The following is an 18,334-nucleotide window of genomic DNA, read 5'->3' on the forward strand; positions in this document are numbered from 1 at the left end:
TGTGAGGCGGGCTTATAACCAAAAGGCTGGCGGATGCAAATAGGGGTCTCGATTTTTTTTGTGGGTACGCCCGGCGCATCTTTTGAGGACGCCCGCGCGACAGCATCTGCCGAGTTCGCCGGCTCGGCTGCGGTTGCAGGCCGCGTCAAGCATGCTGCCGCACAGAAAAGCAATTGTCCAAAGCGGTCCGCGCTGGTAAGGTCTCGGCAACGAAAATCGAGAGAGCGCCTGCTGCAGCTCTATAGGCTTTGCGCGGCGCGATAGGCAGACACGTGAACGACCCCGACCACGGCCAGAGGCCGTCCGTTTCCGGGGGGCAGGCCACGGGTGGACCGGCAAGACCAAAGCGGTCGCGCCGCCGCAAGGGAAAGCCAAAGCGGGCACAAGGTCCGTCTTCCGGCTCCCTTTCCCCGGGCAACGATTCCAGCCACAGTCTGGAAACCCGCCCCCAAACCGTCGCCAAGGATGGCGAAGCTGTGCGCAAGCGCAAGCGTCGTCGCCGCGGCAAGGGTGGCGGCCAACCCAACCCGGCAACGCCGGCCGGTGCCGGGTCTCCCGCGCCAGCCGTCTCGGAGCGATCCGGGCAGGGGCATTCGGGCCGGCCGCCCCATCACCAGCGCGGCCTGCAGGGCCGGCCGCTGAAGGGTCCGGAACGGCCACCGGAGGCCGTCGGGCCGTCGCTGAAGTCCGTGCCGTCGTCGGTCGCGCCCCAGCCGTTTGCGAAAACAGCCGGCCGTGCCGGCGGCCAGCCATCGGCGGTCAGCGGATCGCGCGGCGAGCAAAACGACACCTCGCTCTACGCCGCGCTCGACCTCGGCACCAACAACTGCCGGCTGCTGGTCGCGCAGCCCACCCGCCCCGGCCAGTTCCGCGTCGTTGACGCCTTCTCGCGGATCGTGCGGCTCGGCGAAGGGCTGGCCGCAAGCGGCCGGCTGTCCGACGAGGCGATGGACCGCTCGGTCGAGGCTTTGAAGATCTGTGCGGCCAAGCTCAAGAGCCGCAACATCCGCCGCAGCCGGCTGATTGCCACCGAGGCCTGCCGGCGGGCGGAGAACGGCGAGGCCTTCCTCGATCGCGTCCGGTCGGAGACCGGCCTGGAGCTCGAAATCATCAACCGGGAGACGGAAGCGCGGCTTGCCGTTTCCGGCTGCTCGTCGCTGGTCGGGCGCGAGGCAAAATCCGTCGTCCTGTTCGACATCGGCGGCGGCTCGTCAGAAATCGCGGTGATCCGCATCGGCGAAAATCGCTCCAGCCGGCTGGCCAACCACATCACCCACTGGACATCGCTTCCGGTCGGCGTCGTGACGCTGTCGGAACGCCATGGCGGCCGCGACGTGACGCCCGAGAGCTTTGCGGCCATGGTCCGTGAAGTGGAGGCCATGCTTGCCGATTTCGACTGCTCGGCGCAGGGCGCCCATGCGGCAACGGAGGACTTCCATCTGATCGGAACGTCAGGAACCGTCACGACGCTCGCCGGAGTGCATCTCGACCTTCCGCGCTACGACCGGCGCCAGGTGGATGGCGTATGGCTGTCGGATGCGGAAGTGACTGCCATGCAGGCCCGCCTGCTGTCGTGGGACTTTTCCGCGCGCGCCGCCAATCCATGCATCGGTCCCGACCGCGCCGATCTTGTTCTGGCCGGCTGCGCCATTCTCGAGGCGATCCGCAACCGCTGGCCCTCGACGCGCATGCGCGTCGCCGATCGCGGCCTGCGCGAGGGGCTTTTGACCGACATGATGGCCGACGACGGCGTCTGGCGACGCGGCCGCCATCGCCGGCAGAACCGCAGCCAATCCGGCAGATCGGAAGGACGAGAAAAATGACCAAGCCTCCTGTCGGCGGCAATCGCTCCGGCCGCAAGCTCGGCCAGAAGGTGAAGAAGGGCAAGCTCAAGGCGTCCTCGCGGCGCTGGATCGAGCGCCACATCAACGACCCCTACGTACAGCGCGCGCGGCTCGAGGGCTATCGCGCGCGCGCCGCATTCAAGCTTCTGGAGATCGACGAGAAACACAAGATCCTCGAGGGTGCCAGGCGCATCATCGACCTGGGGGCGGCGCCGGGAAGCTGGTCGCAGATCGCCGCCAAGGTGACGAATTCGACCGACGCCGATCCCCGCGTCGCGGCAATCGACTTTCTCGAGATGGACCTGCTGCCCGGCGTGAAGATCCTGCAGATGGATTTCCTCGATCCGCAGGCGCCGGAGAAGCTGAAGGAGGCGATCGGCGGCACGCCCGACCTCGTCATCTCCGACATGGCGGCTCCGACCACGGGGCACCGGCAGACCGACCATTTGCGCACCATGCACCTGTGCGAGGTCGCCGCCTACTTCGCCGTCGAGGTGCTGGCGGAGGGCGGCCACTTCCTGGCGAAGACGTTCCAGGGCGGCACCGAGCGCGACCTGCTCAACATGCTCAAGCAGAATTTCAAGCAGGTCATCCATGTCAAGCCGGCGGCCTCGCGCGCCGAATCGGTCGAGATGTTCCTGCTCGCCAAGGGCTTCAAGGGACGCGGCAAGTCTTCCGCCGCGACGGCAGCCGAGGCGGCGGAGGAGGCGTGATGCTTCTCTATGTGACCGTCGGCACGAACGACCTCGAACGGGCCGGAAGATTCTACGACGCGGTGCTGCCGTTGCTCGGGTATCGTCGCCAGAAGCAGGCACAGGGCGAGATCGGCTATGGCGCGGACGACGACGTGCGCTGCCGTTTCTGGGTGGTCGAGCCGTTCAACCGCGAACCGGCGACCTTCGGCAATGGGGTGACGGTCGCCCTCGACGCGCCAAGCCGCGCTGCGGTGGACGAATTCCACGCCGCCGTATTGTCGAACGGCGGAACGGACGAGGGCGCGCCGGGCATTCGGCCGTACCATCAGGATTTCTACGCCGCCTTCGTGCGCGACCTCGACGGCAACAAGCTGTCGATCGTATGCGAGCGTCCCGAGTGACGTCGGCTATTTGATCGCCGCGGACTGTTCCTTCGTGCCGATCCGGTGGCCGGAGACCGAGGCGCCGGCATTGCGTGCCATGGTCAGGAACGGCACGACGGCGATGAGCGTCAGCACCGCGATGATCATGAAGGCGACGTGAAAGTCGCGCAGCTGGAGTTGTGTGCCCGTGAGCATCGACTGGACCTCCAGGATCGTACCGGCGATCGCGACACCGAGCGCCAGGCTCATCTGCTGCAGCACCGCACTCATCGAGGTCGCCTTGCTGGCGTCTTTGTCGGTAATGTCTGCAAACGACAGAGCGTTGACGCTGGTAAAGAAGAACGAGCGCGCGAAGCCGGCCAGAAGCAGGACAAAGGACATCAGTGCCACCGATGTGTCCGGCGTGAAGAGGCTGTTGACGGCGGTGAGGACGGCGCCGGCGATGGTTGCGACGATCAGCGTCGTGCGGAACCCGACAAGCGTCAGGACGCGCTTGGCGATAAACTTCGTCGTGATCGCGCCGACCGCGCCGGTGAAGGTGATGAGGCCGGACTGAAACGGCGAAAAGCCGAAACCGACCTGCAGCATCAGCGGCATCAGGAAGGGGATCGCGCCGACCGAGAGCCGGAACAGCGTTCCGCCGATCGCGGCAGCGCGGAACGAGCCGTCCCGGAAGAGGTTCAAATCCAGAAGCGGCGCCGGGTGGCTTCGGGCATGGCGCACATAGAGCCAGCCGGACAACAGCCCCGCGGTCGTCGCGGCGAGACCGATTTCCGGTGGAAGGGCCGGCAGGCTGATGACCGACAGGCCGAACATCGTGCCGCCCGCGGCGACGGCGCCGAGCAAAAAGCCCTTGATGTCCAGCCCGGCAGGCCGGGCGGATTGGATCTCCGGCAGGTAAATGCCCGACAACACGTATCCGACGATGCCGACCGGCACGTTGATGAGAAAGATCCAGTGCCAGGCGAAATAGGTGGTGATGAAGCCGCCGAGCGGCGGTCCGGCGAGCGGGCCGACGAGGGCGGGAATCGTCAGCATCGCCATGGCCGAGACGAGGTCGCTGCGCGAGGTGCTGCGCACGAGAACGAGACGCGCCACCGGCGTCATCATCGCCCCGCCCATGCCCTGGACGAAGCGCGAGACGACAAAGGAAACCAGGCTGTTCGACACCGCGCAGAGGATGGAACCGAACACGAAGACGAGGATCGCCAGCCGAAAAATGCGCTTGGCGCCGAAGCGATCCGCCATCCAGCCGGAGAGGGGGATGAAGATGGCGAGCGACACCATGTAGGCCGTCAACGCCAGCTTCAGCGTGATCGGCCCGACACCGAGATCATGGGCGATTGCCGGCAGCGAGGTGGCGATGACGGTCGAATCCATCTGCTCCATGAAAAGCGCGACGGCAAGGATGAGGGGGACGAGACGGTTCATGCAATAGGCCGCGGATCGGAACGGGGGAACAGGCGTTCAAAGTGAAAGACATGGTTTCGGTGCGTTGCCGCCCGGCAGTCGTTCGCCTTTTGCGCCTGCTTCCATCCGCTGTCAAACCGGTCACGGGCACTTTGCTATTTCCATTCCGTCACGAACGTGTTACGAGCCCTCGCCAACTTCCAAGACTTATCTTGCAAGCGACCAGGTGGACCGTTCCCAAGCGCTCCCTTGGCCCGCAGCCTATTACACCGAAGGGATTGGCCATGGCACGCATCGTAGAAACCGCAACCGGACTGGAAGCACTCACCTTCGACGACGTGCTGTTGCAGCCGGGTCACTCGGAGGTCATGCCGGGTCAGACGAACATCGCCACCCGCATTGCCAGGGATTTCGACCTCAACCTGCCGATCCTCTCATCGGCGATGGACACGGTCACCGAGGCGCGGCTGGCGATTGCCATGGCCCAGGCCGGCGGCCTCGGCGTGATCCACCGCAATCTCACACCTGCCGAGCAGGCAGAAGAGGTCCGCCAGGTGAAGAAGTTCGAAAGCGGCATGGTGATCAATCCCGTCACGATCGGCCCTGACGCCACGCTCGCCGATGCGTTGGCGCTGATGAAGACGCATGGCATTTCGGGCATTCCGGTGGTCGAGGACGCCACCAAGGGCGTTGCCGGCCGGCTCGTCGGCATCCTGACGAACCGCGACGTCCGTTTCGCGTCGGATCAGAAGCAGAAGATCTATGAGCTGATGACGCGGGAAAACCTCGTCACGGTCAAGGAGAATGTCGAGCAACAGGAAGCCAAGCGCCTCCTCCACAAGCACCGCATCGAAAAGCTTCTTGTCGTCGATGCCGACGGGCGCTGCGTCGGCCTGATCACGGTCAAGGACATGGAGAAGTCGCAGCTGAACCCGAACGCCTCGAAGGACGCGCAGGGCCGGCTTCGCGCTGCCGCGGCGATCTCGGTCGGCGACGACGGCCTCGAACGGGCCGAGCGCCTGATCGATGCCGGCGTCGATCTTTTGGTGGTCGATACGGCGCACGGCCATTCGCAGCGCGTTCTCGACGCCGTGTCGCAGGTGAAGAAGCTCTCCAACTCCGTCCGCATCATGGCCGGCAACGTCGCCACCGTCGACGGCACGAAGGCGCTGATCGACGCAGGCGCGGACGCGGTCAAGGTCGGCATCGGCCCGGGCTCGATCTGCACGACCCGCATTGTCGCCGGCGTCGGCGTTCCGCAACTCGCCGCGATCATGGCGGCGGTCGCAGCCGCGCGTGACGCCGATGTGCCGGTCATCGCCGACGGGGGCATCAAGTTTTCCGGCGACCTTGCCAAGGCGATTGCCGCCGGCGCCTCGGCCTGCATGGTCGGCTCGCTGCTCGCCGGTACGGACGAGAGCCCGGGCGAGGTGTTCCTCTATCAGGGCCGCTCCTTCAAGGCTTATCGCGGCATGGGTTCGGTCGGGGCGATGGCGCGCGGCTCGGCCGACCGCTACTTCCAGGCCGAGGTACGCGACACGCTCAAGCTCGTTCCGGAGGGCGTCGAAGGCCAGGTGCCCTACAAGGGCCCGGTGTCGGGCGTCCTGCACCAGCTCGCCGGTGGCCTGAAGGCGTCGATGGGCTATGTCGGCGGCCGCAACATCAAGGAATTCCAGGAGAAGGCGACGTTCGTACGCATTTCCGGCGCAGGCCTGCGCGAAAGCCACGCGCACGACGTCACCATCACCCGCGAGAGCCCGAACTACCCGGGTGCGATGGGCTGATCCGAACGATCTGGATGAAAACAAAAGGCGGCGGCATCGAAGGTGGCCGCCGCTTTCCTTTGATGCAGTGATAGCGACCGGGGAGAGGGATCCACTTCGCATCGTCATTCACTGAGTGGTCGAGCACGCCCCCGATCAGCAAGCAGTGCGTGCAAGCCCTTTCCTCGCTAATTCCCCGTGGTTATAGAGGCGCTGGCGGCACTTCCGCCGCCTGACTGGGGGAAACGTCATGAAACATACATTGGCACTCGCGTTGCTCGCCTTCGGCCTTTGCGCGCCCGCGGCCGCGCAGACGGTTAGCGCCGGCACCTATACCGTCGAGGGCACCAATCTCGATGGATCGAGCTACGGCGGCACGGCCACCATCACGCTCGAAAGCGACACGACCTGCTCGATCGAGTGGCAGACCGGCGATACGGCATCGCAGGGCGTCTGCATGCTCAACGACAATGCGTTTGCTGCGGCATACGTGCTCGATGATGCGATCGGTCTTGTCGTCTACGAGGTCAAGCCCGGCGGTGTTCTTGAAGGCGTCTGGACGATTACTGGTCAGGACGGGTCGGGAACGGAAGTGCTGACGCTGAAAAAATAGCAGTCTCGAGCAATCCTCTGTGCAAGGCGGGCTGCTGAAACTCCCGCCTTTTCTTTCTCTTCCGACCGTTGATGTCCGATGCCGCATCCTTGCAAGCGACGCAGCACGAATCACGCAACCGTGAGGAGGTGTTGCTCGGACATTGGTCCCGCCTTGGCATATTCTTTCGCGCGAGCGCCCGACGGAGGCGCAAGGGAACGCGGGAGAAGACTTCATGGAACCGACACCGAAGATCACGCAGGCGATGATCGACGCCTATGACGAATACACCCATCTGTCGCTCGACCGCCGTCGCTTCATGGAGCGGCTGACGGCGCTTGCCGGGTCTGCGGCAGGTGCTGCCGCCATCGCGCCATTGCTGGCCGCCAACAGTGCCAGCGCCCAGATTGTGGCGGAAGGCGATGCGCGCCTGATTGCCGAGGAGGTGTCCTTCGCCGCGCGGAAGGGGCAGATGAAGGGCTATATCGCCCGCCCGAAGGATGCACAGGGCCCGCTCGGCGGCGTCATCGTCATCCACGAGAACCGCGGCCTCAACCCGCACATCCGCGACGTGGCGCGCCGCATGGCGCTGGAAGGGTTCGTGGCGCTGGCGCCCGATTTTCTGTCGCCGGACGGCGGCACGCCCGCCGACGAGGACAAGGCCCGCGAAATGATCGGCAAGCTCGACCGTGGCGCGACCGTCGAGAACGCGGTCGCGACCGCCGCCTATCTGTCGGAACTGGATTTGGTGAACGGCCAGGTTGGCGCCGTCGGCTTCTGCTGGGGTGGCGGGCTGGTCAACCAGATTGCGGTCGCCGATCCGAACCTGAAAGCCGCCGTCGCCTACTACGGAGCTCAGCCGCCGGCCGAAGCCGTACCGAAGATCAAGGCCGCGGTGATGCTGCACTATGCCGGCCTCGACGAGCGGATCAATGCGGGCATCGATGCCTACAAGAAGGCGTTGGACGAGAATGGCAAGACCTATGAGCTGTTCGTCTACGAGGGGGTGAACCACGCCTTCAACAACGACACCTCAACCGCCCGCTATGACAAGGCGGCCGCCGAGCTGGCCTGGAAGCGGACGGTCGAGTTCCTCAAGAAGAATTTGTCCTGACGAACAGACAAACCGCGCCTGCCTGCGCGACCGGAGCGTTGTAATCTCCCGCTGTCTCGGCGTCCTGGCAAAGGCCGGGGCGCTTCGCCGGCCTGTCAGGATTTCACCACCCTGGCATCATGTGCCCCGGACGCAGGCGCGACAGCCGCGGGAATTGCTTCACGTCCGCCTCCGGCAGGTCGTCGTTGACGGCGAGCGGGGAGATATTGTCGAGGCAGGCGGTGATGTGGCTGGTGATCGCATTCATCAGCGACGGCGACAGGCCCGGCCGCTTCATGATGCCGATCTGCACAGGCGCCAGCGGCGGGAAGCCATCCGCCTGGGTCAGCACCTTCATGCCCGGTCTCAATGCCGACTCCGGCAGGACCGAAACCGCCATGCCGGCCATCACGGCCGCCGCGACGACGGTGGAGGACCAGCTCGTGAACAGAACCTGATAGTCCCGGCCGACGGAATCGAGCGCGGCACAGGCGACCTGCCGCCACTGGCAGTCGCGCCGGCCGACCGCAAGCGGCACCGGCGCGTTTTCCGGCAGCGGATGATTGGCCGACATGACCCAGCAGAGCGGCTCCGTCCGGACCACGTCGGACTGACGCTGGCGCGGGTTGTGGGTGACGAGCGCGATGTCGAGCTCGCCCTTGCTCATCTTTTCGGCGAGATCGACCGAGGGTTCGCAGACGATATAGAGCTCCACGTTCGGGTGCGTCTTGGCGAACCGCATGATGATCTCGGGCATGTAGCGGTCGGCATAGTCGTCGGGCGTTCCGATCCGAAGCGTGCCTTCCAGGCGATTGTCGTCAAAGGCAGCGATCGCCTCGTTGTTCAGGCGGATCATCCGCCGGGCGAAATTCAAGAGCCGCTCGCCTTCCGCCGTCAGCCGGTTGCCTCGCCCGTCCTTCATGAACAGTTGCTTGCCGATGCGTTCTTCAAGCCGCCGCATCTGCATCGAAACGGCGGACTGGGTCTTGAAGACCCTTTCCGCCGCCCTGGTGAAGGAGCCGGTGTCGGCGATTGCGACGAAAGTCTGGAGCTGATCGATGTCTAGCGGCGCGGACATGGCGACATTCCATAAGAGGGTTTGATTGATACTATTAAAAACATTCGTTGGACTGATCAATGTCTATCTGCGACAAAGAGACACAAAGTGAATTGCCCCGGTGCCGGCTCTTTATTTTGACTTCGGTCCCACGTGCCGGTGGGGTGGGAAGATTACATTGAAGTATTGAGAGAATTTGACCGCCAGTCGTGCCGATTGGCGAAACGAATATGGCTATGCGCGCAGTTTTCCGCCGAGTGAGGCGATGCGCCCTGCCGGAAAGGAGAAATGCCATGCGCATGATTGAAAGCCTAAATGGTCTCGAGGTTGCCGCCTATCGTTCGTCCGCTCCCTCCGTTCTTGCCCGCTTTCGTCGGGCCACGACACGGATCGTGCGCACCTGGCGGAACCGTTCGGCGCTCAATCGGCTGAACGATCTCGACGATCACATGCTGCTCGATATCGGCCTGCGGCGGGAGGATGTGCGCAACGCGCTGATCTCCTCCTATTACTGGGCCGATCCCGACATGCACCTGACGATCACGGCGCGTGACCGCGCCCGCAGACATTTGCGGAGCGGTCGTCCCGACTAGGGCGCCTCCCAGCTTCCCCGCAGGGTGAGAGCCAATAGCCCTGCCGCTTGCCCGGCGCGCGACCCCCCAGGTCCCGCCGGGCTTTTTCTTTGCGAGGTGCTGGGCAAGTCAGTCCGGCTTCTTGTCCGGTTCCGGTGATCTCGTTGACGATGCTTTGCTCATCGTGTCGAAGATGCCTTCAATGCTCTTCTGGTAATCCTTCTGCATCTCGATCCCGGTGTCGAACATGGTCGTCACGAGTTGCGTCAGCGAATCCGCCGGCGTCGCCTTGTCATCGGCGGGCGCTTCGGGTGATTTTCCGCCCATGGCCGTCATCATGTCGGTAAAGGCCTTGGCGAACGGATTGTCGAGGAAGGGATTTTCGGCCGGCTTCTTGTCGGAACCGGTGCCGAAGAAGGCCTGGGTGAAGGGATTGTTGAAGGGGTTGGTCTGAGGCTCCGGCTTCTTTGCCATGCCGGTCGCCTCCATCCACTGCCGCATGGCCGCAGCGAAAGGATTGTCCGTGTCCGGCTGCATGGCCGCGAAGAACGGCGCGAACGACTGCTTGAGCAACCCGCCCATCAGCGTGCTGGCGACCACCGGCAGCATCTGCTTGTAGATCTCCTGGCCAATGCCGGTCATCTGCGCCGCTTGCGCGGCGACTGCGCGCGAAACCTCCTTCGAGCCGAAAAACTGACCGAGGAGATCGTTGCCTTCTTCAATGCCCTTCGGCGTGAACGCCTTCGTCATGTCGTCGAAATACTTGGCATAGTCGCCTGAATAGAGCGCCTTGAGAAACGAACCGAAATCGTAGGGATTGGCGGTGCTGCGCTTCAGCCCTTCCGAGAAGGCCGGCATCAGGGCCGCAATGGCGTCGTTCGCCTGCTTTTGCGCCAGCCCGAACTGTTTCGCCATCACATCCAGCGCGCCGCCGTTCTGTGCCTGCAGCATCAAGTCGTAAAGCGGGATCATCGCCGGTCCTTTCGTCATCGGTGCGGGCATTCCGCATGCGACACGCACCTGCCGGCGCTGGGCGCCGCGGCGGGTGCGGGAGCATGCCTGTCGCACTATAACGGGAATATGCGGGACGAAAACCGCTTTCTTGGGTGTGGGCTTTCGGCGGTCAGTACTGGTAATCAGCAAAGACCGGTTCGACGGACCGGTTCCAGCGGCCGTTGTAGAGCGCCAGCATGTCTTCTGCGAGCGTCGACTTCTTGGCCAGGACCTCGTCCAGCGGCGCAAGGAACACCGATTCGTCCACACCGTCGTCGTTGACCCTGCCGCGTGCGACAAGGCCGGAACGAGCGATCGACAGCACCTCGCGGCCGATGTCCCAGAGCGTCACGCCCCGGTGCCTTGCATCGAGCCCTTGCGCGGGAACTGCATCGCGGAGGGCGGTGACCTCCTCGACCGTCCAGTCGCGCGTCAGGTCCTCGGCGGCCGAAAGGGCGCTGTCGTCGTAGAGCAGCCCCACCCAGAAGGCCGGCAGCGCGCAAATGCGCCGCCAGGGGCCGCCATCGGCGCCGCGCATCTCCAGGAAGCGCTTGAGGCGCACGTCCGGGAACAGCGTGGAGAGATGGTTGGTCCAGTCGCCCATGTTGGGCTCCCAGTCGGCGATCTCGCCCTTGAGTGCCCCGGCCATGAACTGGCGGAAGGTGATGTGCGTGCAGTCGTGATACTTGCCGTCGCGCACGACGAAATACATCGGAACGTCCAGCGCCCATTCGACGTAGCGCTCGAACCCGAAGTCCGGAGCGAAGGCGAAGGGGATCAGGCCGGAACGGTTGTTGTCCGTGTCGCGCCAGATGTCGCCGCGCCAGGAAAGAAGTCCGTTCGGCTTGCCCTCGGTAAAGGGGGAGGAAGCAAAGAAGGCGGTGGCAAGCGATTGCAGCTTCAGCGACACCTGGATCTTGCGACGCATGTCGGCTTCGGAGGAGAAGTCGAGGTTCACCTGGATCGTGCAGGTGCGGTACATCATGTCGAGGCCGTGGGAGCCGACCTTGGGCATGTAGCGCGTCATGATGTCATAGCGCGACTTCGGCATCCGCGGCGTCTCGGCGAGCGACCATTTCGGGCTGCCGCCCATGCCGAGGAAGCGGATGCCGAGCGGCTCGGCCACGTCGCGCAGCGTCGCCAGATGCTGGTTCGACTCCTTGCAGGTCTCGTGGATGGTTTCCAGCGGCGCACCGGAAAGCTCGAACTGGCCGCCGGGTTCCAGCGAGATCGCTCCGGCGCCGGCCGGGCCGGCAAGCCCGATGATGTTGTCGCCGTCCATGATCGGCTCCCAACCCGTCTTGGACTGCATGCCGGCCAAGAGCGCGGAGATGCTGCGCTCGCCGAAATAGGGAACCGGGCCGTTGTCGGCGGTGAAGAAGACAAACTTCTCATGCTCCGTGCCGATGCGAAACGCGTCCTTCGGCTTGCATCCGGAGGCCAGGTATTCGGTCATGTCCGCTGTCGAGCGAACCGGCGTCTGGTCGGTGGTATCACGGGCCATGGGCGTCTTCTTGTCAGGTGGGCGCCGGCCGACTGGCCGGGCAAGTGGAGGGTGCTTGAACCGTATTTAAGTGCGGTGCAAGCGAATTTCTTTCAAGATGCCATCAAAAAAACGGAAAGCTCGTCCTTGGCGCAGGCAATGTCGCTGCCGCGAAACTGGCTATTTCCAGTCGCCAATCGTGGCCTGGATGACGGCCAGGGCCGCGACTGCGGCGGTGTCAGCCCTGAGGATGCGCGGGCCGAGCGGGATCGGCGTCACGAACGGCAGGTTGCGCAAAATGGCCCGCTCGCCGTCGGAGAAGCCGCCTTCCGGGCCGACCAGAAGCGCCAGCTTGCTCTCCCGCACCGCATGGAGCGCGGGCAGGGGGTTCTGGCTGTCATGGCCCTCGTCGCAAAACAGGATGCGTCTATCCTGCGGCCAGTCCTGAAGGAGGTCGTCCAACCGCCGGGAGGCTGCGACCTGCGGGATGGCGAGGATTCCGCACTGTTCGGCGGCCTCGATCACATTCGCCTCGATCCGGTCCAGGCTGGTTATCTTGCCTTGCACGTGCTGCGTCATGACCGGCTGCAGCACGCCCGCGCCCATCTCCACGGCCTTTTGCACGAGATAGTCGAGGCGACCGACCTTTAAAGGCGCGAAGAGATAGTGCAGGTCGCTCGATGCGGGCTGCGGCCGCGTCTGTTCCATGACGGTCAGCAACAGGCGCTTGCGGGTCGGGTAGGAAAGTTGCGCCCGCCACTCGCCGTCGCGGCCGTTGAAGACCAGAACCTCCGTGCCTTCCTCCGCCCGCAGCACGTTGGCAAGGTAGTGGAACTGATCCTTCGCCGCCTCGAACACGGAGCCTTGGGAAAGGCCCGGTTCGACAAAAAGGCGTTGCATGCGGTAGTTGGCGCGCATTGTGATCCCTCTCAGCCGAACAAGGTGTTGAGCAGGCTGAAGAGGATGGCGGCGGCCATCGCGGTCAGCGGCACGGTGATGATCCAGGCCGCGACGATGGTCATGAAATGCGAGCGCCGCACCAGACGCCGCCGCCGGACTTCATCGGGGTTGCGATCCTCCAGTTCCTCAAGATCGACGATGCCGCCGCGCCTGCGGATGTAGTCCAGGCGGCGTTTCGAATTGCGGGTGTACCATTCGCGGAAGAACCCGACACCGAAGACGGAGCCGACGGCGATGTGGGTCGAACTGACCGGCAGGCCGAACGCTGAGGCGACGAGGACCGTCGCCGCCGCCGAAAGTGCCACGCAATAGGACCGCATCGGGTTGAGCTTGGTGATGTCCTTGCCGACGAGCTCGATGAGCTTCGGCCCGAACAGCAGCAGCCCGATCGAGATGCCAAGCGCGCCGATCAGCATCACCCACTGCGGCACGGCGTGACCGAAGCTGCTCTGTGCCGTCTGCGAGGCACGGACGATCGCCGCAAGTGGGCCGACCGCGTTCGCCACGTCGTTCGCGCCATGGGCGAAGGAGAGCAGGGCGGCCGAAATGATCAGCGGAATCCGGAAAAGCTTGCGCAGCGACTGGTTGCGATTCTCCAGGCCGATCGATTGCCGCGCGATGAAGGGGACGCTTGCCGCATAGGTCAAGGCGCCTGCGGCCAATCCGAGCAGGACGCTCGTGCCGAGGCCGACATCGAGCAGATGATTGAGCGGGCTGATCAGCAGATAGGCCGTGAAGCTGCCGCTCATCAGCCCGATCAGCACCGGCACCCAGCGGCGGGCGGCGTCGATCTTGTCGTCGCGATAGACGATCATCTCCTTGATGAAAAACAGCAGCAGGGCCGCGATCACGCCGCCGAGCAGGGGTGAGATGACCCAACTCGCGGCGATGCCTGACATCAGTTTCCAGTCGACCGAATCTGCACCGGCGGCAACAATGCCCGCGCCCATCACGGCGCCGACGATCGCGTGTGTCGTCGAGACCGGCGCGCCAAGCCAGGTGGCGGCGTTGATCCACACCGCGGCGGAAAGCAGCGCGGCGAGCATGGCGCGGACCAGCATCTCCGGAGGCATCGACGACTGCGCGACGATTCTCTCCGAAATGGTCGAGACCACTTCGCCGCCCGCAAGCATGGCGCCAAGCGTCTCGAAGACGGCCGCGATGGCAAGGGCCGCCGCCATCGTCAGGGCGCGCGAGCCGACCGCCGGGCTGACGTTGTTGGTGACGTCGTTAGCGCCGATGTTCATGGCCATGTAGGCGGCGAGGGCGGCGGCGGCGACAATGACTGCGGCGTCTGGTCGGTCGATCACGAAAGCGCCGGCGACGATCATGGCGAGCGCAAGGAAGATCAAGCCGGTGCCGGGTGCGAGCAGGCCTCTCGAAATGAAATGCGTCGCCTCCTCGAGGCGCGTCAGCTTGTCGAGATCCTTGTCAAGAGTAGGCTTTCCCAACCGCGTGGGGGTATTGTCCATCCACATGCTCCAGAAGTCATCGTGGCACTACTGCCTCAGCACATCGAGAGCAATATGGCGTGGTGTTCAGGCCTGCGCATTTTTGTCCGAAACAGGCTGGTGCGGAGCAAGCCCGTTGCGTCCAAAATCCAAAATCAGCTTCTTCAAGCCTGGTTCGGCGACGCGCGCGGCGGCCTCGGAGTAACTGACCCATTCCAGGCGGCGCTCGCCTTTTTCCGGAAAGTTCTTGGAAAGTTCGTCCACTTCCAATGAGTAGACTTGCACCTTGCAACGCACCTTCAGCCCCTGGGAAAGGACCTTGTGATATATGTAGTGACCGATCGGCTCCTTTTGCACCCTGCCCTTGACGCCGGCCTCTTCAAAGGCTTCGCGCTCGGCGACGGCATAGGACGGCCGCCCCTCCATCGGCCAGCCTTTCGGTATGACCCAGCGTCCAGTGTCACGGCTGGTGATGAGAAGCACCTCGATCTCGCCCCGCTTCTTCCTCAATCGGAAGCACAGCGCAGCGTACTGAATCCGGGCCGGTCGCCGGAGCATCAGCCGCACGTCGCTGGCAATTCGGGTCAGGATGGTCAATCTCTTCTTCATTCCTTCTATTCGCTGCTGAGGCTGATTCGTTTTGGACACCTTCGTGGAGTATGGGCGCATTTGTGTGACTGTAAACGGCTGCCTCACCGGTGTTCCCGCCGACCGCCGTCAATAGCGACGAAAAGCACGGGCTAATCGCCCCTGCCGACCGAGCGTTGCTGCATGCGCAGTTGCGAAATGCGCTGCCACTCGCCCGTGCGTTCCGCTTCGCGGATGGCGCCAGCGATATAGTCTATATGGGCCTGTGCGGCCGCCTTTGCCATAACGGGATCGGCGTGAATAATGGCATCGCAGATCGCTTCATGCTGTTCGAGCAGGTCGCCGCGCGCCTTGTCCGAAGCAAACACCAGATGCCGGTTGAAGAAGATTCCCTGCTCGAGCAAGCGGTAACAGGCCCGCAGAGTATGCAGGAGGATGATGTTGTGGGCGGCCTCGCCGATCGCATTGTGCAGGCTCACGTCGGCGGCAAGCTCGTCTTCGAAGCGACCACTTGCGTGGGCCCTCTGCATGTCCTCCAGAATGGTTCTCAGAGCCTGCCTGTCATAGGCCGTTGCCCTCTGAGCGGCGAGTTCGGCGGTCATCCCTTCGAGCGCACGGCGGTATTCGAGAAAATCGATCGTGGCACGCCGGTGACGGGCGATCAGGTCGATCACCGGCCTGGAGAAGATCTGGCCAATGATATCAGCCACATAGGTGCCGCCGCCATGATGGCTGACGAGAAGGCCGCGGGCCTCCAATTCCTTCAGGGCCTCGCGCAGGATCGGCCGCGACACGTCCAGCCGCTTCGAAAGCTCTCGTTCGCCAGGCAACCGGTCGCCGTCGCGCAGGACCCCTTGCAGCAGGAGCAGTTCGATCTGGCGTACGACCTCGTCCGCCGTACGGCCGTGGCTGACGCGGGCGAACAGGTCGAAGGAGGTGTCGGCATGCAGGTTTTCCATGACTGGAGGATAGCAGCCCGCCATGACTGGTCAATAAACTTGTCCACCGGTGCGGGTCGCGAGCGATCGCTCGGCGTGACTGGTCACGCTGTTCTTGCCAGGACAGACGGACACAATGGCCGCAAGAGTCTTGTGGATGGCTTGGATATTCAACACCCTGCGTCAATGCGCCATTCTTCCCGCGCATTTGTCATTTGCTAAACAAGCGAAGGTGGATGCAGCACGAGGGGGACGATGCAGGCATGACCAATGGAAGCTTTGCCTTTCCAACCGCTGCGGCCCGGGCGCAGGCTCTGGGCGAGATACACGCCAGGCCCTACGCGCTGGTGCCGTCGCCGCGCGTCATCTTTCAGCTCGCTTTCCTGACCGAGGGTGGCACGGTCGTCGACCATGCGGTGCTTTCCGACCTCTCCCGTTCGCGCGGGATTTCGCCGCCGGCGCGCGACGCCAGCCACCATGCGATGAGCTGGGGGCATGGGACGCTGCGCTGGGAGCGCCATACCGAGTTCTCCACCTACTTCTGGGACTGCCCGGTACCGGAGAAGTTTGGCGGCGTGGTTCCCGTCCACCCGTTCGGCGACAGTTTTGCGCCGCCGGGTACGCTGATCTCCGGCGTTCGCCTGGAGATCCGCCCGGACACGCCGCAGACGCGCGAAGCAATCGACACTTTCGACCCGACGAGCCTTTGCTACAGCGAGGTCAAGGACGGGCAGGCGGTGATCTTGACCGACTTCCGCCAGAACGGCGACGGGCTGACGCAGATCCTGGTGATCGACCGGGGCATGACGGAAGCCGGGCGCGGCGCGCTGGTGCAGCGCTTGCTCGACATCGAGACCTACCGGACACTGGCGATGATGGGCCTGCCGCTCGCCCAGTCGCTGTCGCCGGAGATCCGCCGCATCGAGGACGGGTTGACGGCCGTGACGCAGCGCATGAAGCAGCATGCGCGCGACGAGGCCGATCAGATGCTGTCCGAGATCACGCGCTTGGCCGCCGAACTCGAGGCCAATGCGGCGCTGAGCCTCTATCGCTTCGGTGCCAGCCGCGCCTATTACGGCATCGTGCAGGAGCGCATCCGGACGCTGGCGGAGACCGCCATTCCCGGCTACGAGACGCTCGGCTTCTTCCTCGAGCGGCGGCTGGCGCCGGCCATGCGCACCTGCCAGTCCGTCGAGGAGCGGCAGGCGAACCTGTCGCGCAAGCTCGCGCGTGCGACGGCGTTGTTGCGCAGCTGGATCGACGTGGAACTGGAGCAGTTGAACACGGGCCTGCTCAACTCGATGGACCGGCGCGCCAAGCTGCAACTCCGCCTTCAGCAAACCGTCGAGGGGTTGTCGGTCGCAGCGATCTCCTACTATGTCGTCGGCCTGTTCGGCTATCTCGCCAAGGCTGCGCACGGTCTCGGACTGCCGGTGAAGCCGGAAACGCTGACGGGGCTCTCCGTACCCATCGTCGTCCTTGGCATGTGGTTGCTGGTCCGGGCGATCCGGCGCAGGCACGCCGAAGAGGACGCGCACTGACGATCAGCCAGGCACCCGGCCATGCTCCCAGTAGGGTGTCGGGCCATAGAGGTCGGCGAGGTAGTCGATGAAGACGCGGACCTTGGCCGGAAGGAACTGGCGGCTGGCGTAGATCGCGGAGAGCACGACGTTGCGCGACCCTTCGTACTGCGGCAGCACCTGCACCAGCCGGCCGTCCCGCAGCTCCGGGCCGATGTCCCAGGTCGAGCGCAGCGCGATGCCCATGCCGGCGGTCACCGCCTCGCGCACGACCTCGCTCGAATTGGTGATCAGCCTTCCCTGCGGCCGATAGGTTACTGCGCCCTCCGGCCCCTCCAGCCGCCAGACGTCCTGGCTGTGCGGCGGCAGGCAGGTGTGCTGCGCCAGATCGGCGATCGTGCGCGGCGCGCCGCGGCGTTCCAGGTAGGCAGGGGAAGCGGTGAGCACGCGCCGCACCGGGGCAAGCCGGCGGGCGACGAGCGAGGAATCCTCCAGTTCGCCGATGCGGATCGCCAGGTCGAACGCTTCGCCGACGATGTCGGAAAAATCGTCCGTCAGCACGAGGTTGACGGTCAGGTCCGGATTGGCCTCCATGAAGGGCATCAGATGCGGCGCGATGTGCATCCGGCCGAAGGAGGTCGGGGCGGAGATCCGCAGCATTCCGCGCATGGCGCCGGCGCGCCCGGATACGAAGGCTTCGGCCTCCTCGATGCCGGCGAGGATGCCGAGAATGCGCTCATGGAAGCCGTGCCCGGCTTCCGTCAGCGAGACCTGCCGGGTCGTGCGCTGCAACAGCCGCGTGCCCAGCCGTTCCTCCAGCCGCTTGATGCGCTTCGAGACGACGGCGGGCGAGAGCCCCAGTGCCCGCCCGGCGGCGGACATGCTGCCGGTGCTCACGACGCGCGAGAATATTTCCAGATCGCCCAAATTCGTCATAAATGAGATCCATTTTCGCCACGGCGGAGATAATCCTTAGCATTTGCCTGGTCCTG

The 18,334-nt window shown here is 64.5% G+C and carries 17 protein-coding genes; 8 read left to right on the forward strand and 9 right to left on the reverse strand.

What is annotated here, in order from left to right:
• The first annotated feature begins 272 nt into the window (after positions 1-272).
• Genes JNC62_RS00680 through JNC62_RS00690 form a run of 3 tightly spaced genes read left to right on the forward strand, consistent with a single transcriptional unit; the run spans position 273 to position 2,940 of the window.
• Entirely contained in the window at positions 273-1,823 is a 1,551-nt protein-coding gene (locus tag JNC62_RS00680; protein WP_374834972.1) for a Ppx/GppA phosphatase family protein, read from the forward strand.
• The gene (locus tag JNC62_RS00685; RefSeq protein ID WP_374834974.1) at positions 1,820-2,557 is read left to right on the forward strand and encodes an RlmE family RNA methyltransferase; all 738 of its coding nucleotides are present in this window, start codon (positions 1,820-1,822) and stop codon (positions 2,555-2,557) included. The genes JNC62_RS00680 and JNC62_RS00685 overlap by 4 nt, the downstream gene beginning before the upstream one ends.
• Positions 2,557-2,940 carry a VOC family protein gene (locus JNC62_RS00690; protein WP_374834975.1) on the forward strand — a complete coding sequence of 128 codons (384 nt, stop codon included), beginning with the start codon at positions 2,557-2,559 and terminating at the stop codon, positions 2,938-2,940. Before JNC62_RS00685 ends, JNC62_RS00690 begins: the two co-directional genes overlap by 1 nt.
• A gap of 6 nt (positions 2,941-2,946) precedes the next feature.
• Here the strand turns inward: JNC62_RS00690 and JNC62_RS00695 are convergent, their stop codons facing one another.
• Positions 2,947-4,353, reverse strand: coding sequence for an MFS transporter (locus JNC62_RS00695; RefSeq protein WP_374834977.1), 1,407 nt, complete (start codon positions 4,351-4,353; stop codon positions 2,947-2,949).
• Positions 4,354-4,616: 263 nt separating this feature from the next.
• Here JNC62_RS00695 and guaB point away from each other — a divergent pair, with 263 nt between their 5' ends.
• The 3 genes from guaB to JNC62_RS00710 all read left to right on the forward strand — a co-directional run bounded on the left by guaB (position 4,617) and on the right by JNC62_RS00710 (position 7,801).
• Positions 4,617-6,116 carry an IMP dehydrogenase gene (guaB, locus tag JNC62_RS00700; protein ID WP_374834979.1) on the forward strand — a complete coding sequence of 500 codons (1,500 nt, stop codon included), beginning with the start codon at positions 4,617-4,619 and terminating at the stop codon, positions 6,114-6,116.
• Positions 6,117-6,345: 229 nt separating this feature from the next.
• Positions 6,346-6,708, forward strand: a complete 363-nt coding sequence (locus tag JNC62_RS00705; RefSeq protein ID WP_374834981.1) for a hypothetical protein — start codon at positions 6,346-6,348, stop codon at positions 6,706-6,708.
• 214 nt (positions 6,709-6,922) lie between these two features.
• On the forward strand, positions 6,923-7,801 hold the full coding sequence (locus JNC62_RS00710) for a dienelactone hydrolase family protein (protein WP_374834982.1): 879 nt from the start codon (positions 6,923-6,925) through the stop codon (positions 7,799-7,801).
• A gap of 103 nt (positions 7,802-7,904) precedes the next feature.
• Here the strand turns inward: JNC62_RS00710 and JNC62_RS00715 are convergent, their stop codons facing one another.
• Complete coding sequence (locus tag JNC62_RS00715; RefSeq protein WP_374834984.1) at positions 7,905-8,858, reverse strand: LysR substrate-binding domain-containing protein; 954 nt, start codon at positions 8,856-8,858, stop codon at positions 7,905-7,907.
• Positions 8,859-9,130: 272 nt separating this feature from the next.
• On the opposite strand from JNC62_RS00715, the gene JNC62_RS00720 reads away from it, so the two are divergent.
• The gene (locus JNC62_RS00720; protein WP_374834986.1) at positions 9,131-9,430 is read left to right on the forward strand and encodes a YjiS-like domain-containing protein; all 300 of its coding nucleotides are present in this window, start codon (positions 9,131-9,133) and stop codon (positions 9,428-9,430) included.
• 108 nt (positions 9,431-9,538) lie between these two features.
• On the opposite strand, the gene JNC62_RS00725 is transcribed toward JNC62_RS00720, so the two are convergent.
• The 6 genes from JNC62_RS00725 to JNC62_RS00750 all read right to left on the reverse strand — a co-directional run bounded on the left by JNC62_RS00725 (position 9,539) and on the right by JNC62_RS00750 (position 15,843).
• Complete coding sequence (locus JNC62_RS00725; RefSeq protein WP_374835636.1) at positions 9,539-10,381, reverse strand: DUF937 domain-containing protein; 843 nt, start codon at positions 10,379-10,381, stop codon at positions 9,539-9,541.
• A 151-nt stretch (positions 10,382-10,532) separates the two neighbouring features.
• Complete coding sequence (locus JNC62_RS00730; RefSeq protein WP_374834988.1) at positions 10,533-11,906, reverse strand: glutamate--cysteine ligase; 1,374 nt, start codon at positions 11,904-11,906, stop codon at positions 10,533-10,535.
• A gap of 159 nt (positions 11,907-12,065) precedes the next feature.
• Positions 12,066-12,803, reverse strand: a complete 738-nt coding sequence (locus tag JNC62_RS00735) for a 16S rRNA (uracil(1498)-N(3))-methyltransferase (protein ID WP_374834990.1) — start codon at positions 12,801-12,803, stop codon at positions 12,066-12,068.
• 11 nt (positions 12,804-12,814) lie between these two features.
• Complete coding sequence (locus tag JNC62_RS00740) at positions 12,815-14,317, reverse strand: inorganic phosphate transporter (RefSeq protein ID WP_374834992.1); 1,503 nt, start codon at positions 14,315-14,317, stop codon at positions 12,815-12,817.
• A gap of 66 nt (positions 14,318-14,383) precedes the next feature.
• Positions 14,384-14,854, reverse strand: a complete 471-nt coding sequence (locus tag JNC62_RS00745; RefSeq protein ID WP_374835638.1) for an NUDIX hydrolase — start codon at positions 14,852-14,854, stop codon at positions 14,384-14,386.
• Positions 14,855-15,036: 182 nt separating this feature from the next.
• Positions 15,037-15,843, reverse strand: coding sequence for a FadR/GntR family transcriptional regulator (locus tag JNC62_RS00750; RefSeq protein WP_374834994.1), 807 nt, complete (start codon positions 15,841-15,843; stop codon positions 15,037-15,039).
• Between the two features lie 242 nt (positions 15,844-16,085).
• On the opposite strand from JNC62_RS00750, the gene JNC62_RS00755 reads away from it, so the two are divergent.
• Complete coding sequence (locus tag JNC62_RS00755) at positions 16,086-17,363, forward strand: DUF3422 family protein (protein ID WP_374834996.1); 1,278 nt, start codon at positions 16,086-16,088, stop codon at positions 17,361-17,363.
• 3 nt (positions 17,364-17,366) lie between these two features.
• On the opposite strand, the gene JNC62_RS00760 is transcribed toward JNC62_RS00755, so the two are convergent.
• The gene (locus JNC62_RS00760) at positions 17,367-18,278 is read right to left on the reverse strand and encodes a LysR family transcriptional regulator (RefSeq protein WP_374834998.1); all 912 of its coding nucleotides are present in this window, start codon (positions 18,276-18,278) and stop codon (positions 17,367-17,369) included.
• Positions 18,279-18,334 lie beyond the last annotated feature (56 nt).

The sequence above is a fragment of the Mycoplana ramosa genome (assembly GCF_041930185.1).
GTDB lineage: Bacteria > Pseudomonadota > Alphaproteobacteria > Rhizobiales > Rhizobiaceae > Mycoplana > Mycoplana ramosa.